This window comes from Fibrobacter sp. UBA4309, assembly GCF_002395745.1.
GTDB lineage: Bacteria > Fibrobacterota > Fibrobacteria > Fibrobacterales > Fibrobacteraceae > Fibrobacter.
Map to the genome: position 1 here is coordinate 1 of NZ_DGUN01000001.1, position 4,929 is coordinate 4,929.

The following is a 4,929-nucleotide window of genomic DNA, read 5'->3' on the forward strand; positions in this document are numbered from 1 at the left end:
CTGCACTGCAAGTTCTGCGCCTTCTCGAAAATCAAGAAGGATAGCCCGACCGCATACGACTGGGATTACGACACCATCCGGGACAAGGCCGCAGAGGCAATTGCCGGAGGCGCGCGGGAACTGCACATCGTAGGCGGTCTCCACCCCGACCATCCCTTCGATTACTACATCGAAATGTTGCGCAAGCTGCGCGTAGAATTCCCGAAAGTGAACCTGAAGGCTTTTACCGCGGTAGAGATTTGCCACTTCGCGAAAATCTCGGGCCAGACGCCCCTGCAGATCATGACCACGCTCAAGGAAGCAGGCCTGGACGCCCTCCCCGGCGGAGGCGCCGAAATTCTGGTGCAGAGCGTACGTGACCAGATTTGCCCCGGCAAGGAGACCGGCGAGGAATGGCTCGACGTGCACCGCGCCGCACACAAGATTGGCATCCCGACAAACGCGACCATGCTGTTCGGGCACATCGAGAAGCCCGAGGACCGCATCGCCCACATGCGCATGCTCCGCGACCTGCAGGACGAAGCACCCGGATTCTTCGCGTTCATCCCGCTCGTGTACCACCCGGAGCACAACGCGCTGCACAAGATTGTCCCGAACATCACGAGCGAAGAAGACATCTTGCGCACGGTCGCCGTCGCGCGCCTATTCCTCGACAACTTCCCGCATATCAAGGCATACTGGATACAGATGGGCATCGAGACCGCGATGAAGGCGCTCCACGCCGGAGCTTCCGACCTGGACGGCACGATTATCGAGGAAAAGATCACGCATGCGGCTGGCGCCACCGTACCCGTAGGCATGAGCCCCGAGCGCATGAAGGCCCTAATTGCGGGAGAAGGGCTCGTTCCCGTGGAAAGGGACGCAAAATACGAAACATACTAGACTTTCGCCCTCAAATCTTCGTATATTGAGGGTATGAAACTCTTTTCAAGCATTTTTTCTGCGCTTTTGTTGTCCGTGGCCTTTGCCGCCGCCGATACAACGACCGTAAAGCCCGCCGATTCCGCCGCGACCGTTGCTACAACGACGGATTCTTCTACGACGGATTCCGCAAGCATCCAGGAACTCAAGAAGAAGCACGCCGTATGGGTCAAGCTCGAAGGCGACGTGGAACCCGCGATGTTCGAATTCTGCGCCCGCGCCATCGACGACGCGCTCAAGGAAAATCCCGACTACATCGTCTTCGAAATCAATACCTTCGGTGGCCGCCTCGATGCCGCATTTGACATTGTCGACACCATCATGGCGGTCAAGGGTCCCGAGACCATCGCCCTCGTGAAGAAGAAAGCTATAAGCGCGGGTAGCCTCATCGCCCTCGCCTGCAAAAAGCTCTACATGCTCGAAGCCACGACCATCGGTGACTGCGCGCCCATTGTGCAGGGCGGCGACGGCACCCCGCAAATCGTCGGCGAAAAAATCCAGTCCCCGCTCCGCGCCAAGTTCAGGAACCTCGCCCAGCGCAACGGCTACCCCGAATTGCTCAGTTCCTCGTTCGTGACACCCGAACTCGAAGTCCTTGAACTCACCGCCAAGCTCGACAAGGGCAAAAAAACGGAACGCGACACCGTCCTTATCATCGAGGGCGAGAAGTACTCCGTTTTGGACAGCGCCGCCAAGGCCTTCTGGGGCGCACCCAAGATCTTGGTGAAGGAAGGCGAACTCCTGACCATGACCGACAAGGAAGCACAGGAACTCGGATTCTCGAAGGGAACGTTCAAGGACCGTAGCGAATTCGAAACCGCGCTCGCCATCGAAAGCCGTAGCGAAGTCGAGACGACCCTCGGCGAAGACATCGCGTCGGCCATCGCCGCCATCGCGGGAATCCTTTTGATTCTCGGGTTCGGCGCGCTCTACATTGAATTCAAGACGCCCGGATTCGGCCTGTTCGGCATCATCGGCATCATCCTCATCGGCATCGTTTTCCTCGGGCAGTTCGCACCACAGCTCGACGGCTACATCCCGGCCATCCTGCTCGTCGCGGGCGTGGTGCTGTTCCTGGTTGAAATCTTCGTGATGCCCGGAACGTTCCTGTTCGGCGTAGGCGGCATCGCGTGCATGATCTTGGCACTAGCGCTATCGTTCTCGCCCTCGGAAATTCCCGAATACATTCCCGAATCCGTAGAGACGACTTTTGACGCAACTCCCTGGCTATTCGGGCTGCTCTATATGCTATGCTGTGCGGCCATCGCGCTCGTATTCCCGATTGCGGCGAGCAAGTACCTGATACCGCTCTTGCCCGAAGGCTGGACGCCCATGCTCAAGACGGACCTTGAAAACGCCGCCTCCCCCACCGAAGACGTGCAAGAAATTGCCGTCGGCGCCGTAGGTGTCGCGAAGACGTTCCTGCGCCCCGTTGGCCAGGCGAGCTTCACCATGAGCGACGGCTCTACCAGGCTATTCGACGTGCAGACCCACGGCGAAATCATCGAAGCGGGCACCCCCGTAAAGGTGGAATCCGTGCAGGAAGGCCACATCTGGGTGACGGTTGCTAAAACTGAAATGGAAGGCTAGCGTCAATCCTTCACGCAGCGGACTGACGCTCCGTATTTTTTCTGGGTTTTCGAAAAACGGACAAATTTGTAAATAGTGAATTCAGCAACCATCGCCGCGTCTTTCTCCGATTCATTTGACAGCCAAATTTGGGCATTATTGCGGGCAGTTCGAACCGATTCAAAGAACCATTCTTTGGTATAATCTTGACGCCAATCTGCAATATTCGAAGGCAAAACCGTAAAACCATAATAATCATATCCACCACCACGGGACACCCAATCCCGGGAAGATTTCAATAAAGGCCCACAATTATTTTGACCATCCTCAACACAGTTCAGTTCCGAGAACAATGCGTTCCATTCGGTCGTATCCGGCAAATGCCAACCTTCCGGACAGACTCCACGAATAGTCCCCTTCGGGTTGCATAATTCACTAAAGCCGCATCCCTTGCCTCCGTCACTAAAGATTCCCGCCGAATCCATCGCCGCAGGCCACGTGTAATAGCGGCCATAAGAAGAATCGTAGTTTCCCAAGCTATCGGTGAGGCAAACAGAACCATATATCGATACGGAATCTCCCACCTGGTAGTCGTAATTCAAGTTTTCCGCCATCCAGGTCTTGTCGCCAATTTTTACGGTCTTGTAAACTTGCCCATCACGAGCATCCGTCATCGACCCTTCCTCCACCTCGGAAGGCAAGATTCCCGGAATATACCTGCTCGGATCATCAATATGAGTGTACCCCTTTATGCAACGAATGTACAACTTATCTGCGGCGCCCTGATAAACGGCATCGCTATAGAAACTAAAATACCTTCCGTTTAGATGAGAGCCGACGCTCCAAAAACCAACATGAGTATGATTGTTACTGCCACTCAAATCGGGAGAAGGCCTCGCAGAAAAACCATACTCATCGGAACCATTGCCGTCGTAAAACCACCCCGTTAGCGATTTTAATTTTTTGCCCGCAACATCTGCACCCCCTACGGCATCAAGCAAGGTATCCCAATCACTGTCACCCGGCAAGCGCCAACCTTCTGGACAAATTCCACGGACCTGTTCGTTTGGCTTACACACTAACCCATTACAGCCCAAACCGTCATCACTAAAGACTCCAGCTGAATCCATCGCGGCGCCAAACGGGTACAAGCGCCCATACAAATCACAAGTTTTAAAGCCGTCAGGAAAAGCATCATCGTTGCCGTAATAGATGGGACATACACCTTCTTCCTTAAGAAGCGAATCTACCGCATAGATATAATTCAGGTTCTCCGCCATCCATGTTTGATTACCGATCTTCACGGTCTTGTAAACCTGACCGTCACGTTCATCGGTCATTTCTCCATACTCGACTTTCGGATTGAAAAAATCTTTCTTGTCTGCTTTATCCCATAAAGCGAGATTTTCGGTATTCAGCAAAGATTTCTCGTAAGGACCACTCCCGTCCTTCAGGCATCGCACGGGAACACCCCTAGTAACTTCATTGAAATAGCCCATAAACCAACCCGTAACAGAGGTTTCGTTATTGTAATAATAAGCTCCAGCTCGATAATTAAACGCTATGCAACTCTGTTCACCCGTATTTTCGTTATCATAGTAATCAGAAGTCAAAAAGAAGACCTGGGAACAATTCCGTTTACTCATCGGCATCGCCGAGAAACCAAAAGCATCCACCCCTTGTTTTCCATCAGCCCAACCGAACCTTGATTTCAGCATCGCAGCATCAACTTTGTCATCTTTACCAACTGATCTGAGGAGTACATTCCACTCAGCAACACTAGGAAGATGCCAACCTTCTGGACACGAACCTGACATTGTATACCACCTTCCATAAATTTTGCAGTTACTTTCCAGGCTATCTGGGCACATGGAACGATCAGCAGCATAATTCAAGTTTTCCGCCATCCAAGTTTGATTGCCGATCTGCACAGTCTTGTAAACTTGGCCGTCGCGTTCATCGGTCATTTCACCATAGTCAATATCAGGATTCAGGAACTGCGACTTGGAGGTTACCTCGGGACATTTTACTTCAGCGAACATAGACGAATCAGACGGATCTTTTGAACCATCTTTGTCCTTATCCGAGTCGTTCTCTTTCTGTGGAGCATCATTCGCTGCAACGCTGCTCGAGCCTTCATCTTCGAAGCAGGCGTTCAGGCAAACAAAAGACGTAGCCGCAAAAGCGAAAAGTGCAGCTTTTCTAAAAAAAAGTCTATGCATGACCTGATTCCTCCCTTGTCCAAATATTCTTATATCAAAGATAAATCTTTTCTTTACTCAAATTATGTATATTACGAAAAGAAAACAAAAAATGGAGATAAACAATGGAAAATCTTCTCATCGTTGGAATCATTATTGCGGCGATTGCCGTCATCATCCTCCTCGCCTTTATCGGCAAGTTCTTCAGCCTCTGGCTCCAGGCCTTGTTCTCCAGGGC

At 52.2% G+C, this 4,929-nt stretch carries 3 protein-coding genes; 2 read left to right on the forward strand and 1 reads right to left on the reverse strand.

Annotation, left to right across the window (positions count from 1 at the left end):
• Both B3M32_RS00005 and B3M32_RS00010 read left to right on the forward strand, forming a co-directional pair.
• A partial coding sequence (locus B3M32_RS00005; protein WP_290741977.1) for a radical SAM protein occupies positions 1–882 on the forward strand: 882 nt, incomplete at its 5' end.
• Between the two features lie 33 nt (positions 883–915).
• Entirely contained in the window at positions 916–2,511 is a 1,596-nt protein-coding gene (locus B3M32_RS00010; protein WP_290741980.1) for an NfeD family protein, read from the forward strand.
• A 2-nt stretch (positions 2,512–2,513) separates the two neighbouring features.
• Here the strand turns inward: B3M32_RS00010 and B3M32_RS00015 are convergent, their stop codons facing one another.
• Complete coding sequence (locus tag B3M32_RS00015; protein ID WP_290741983.1) at positions 2,514–4,712, reverse strand: FISUMP domain-containing protein; 2,199 nt, start codon at positions 4,710–4,712, stop codon at positions 2,514–2,516.
• Positions 4,713–4,929 lie beyond the last annotated feature (217 nt).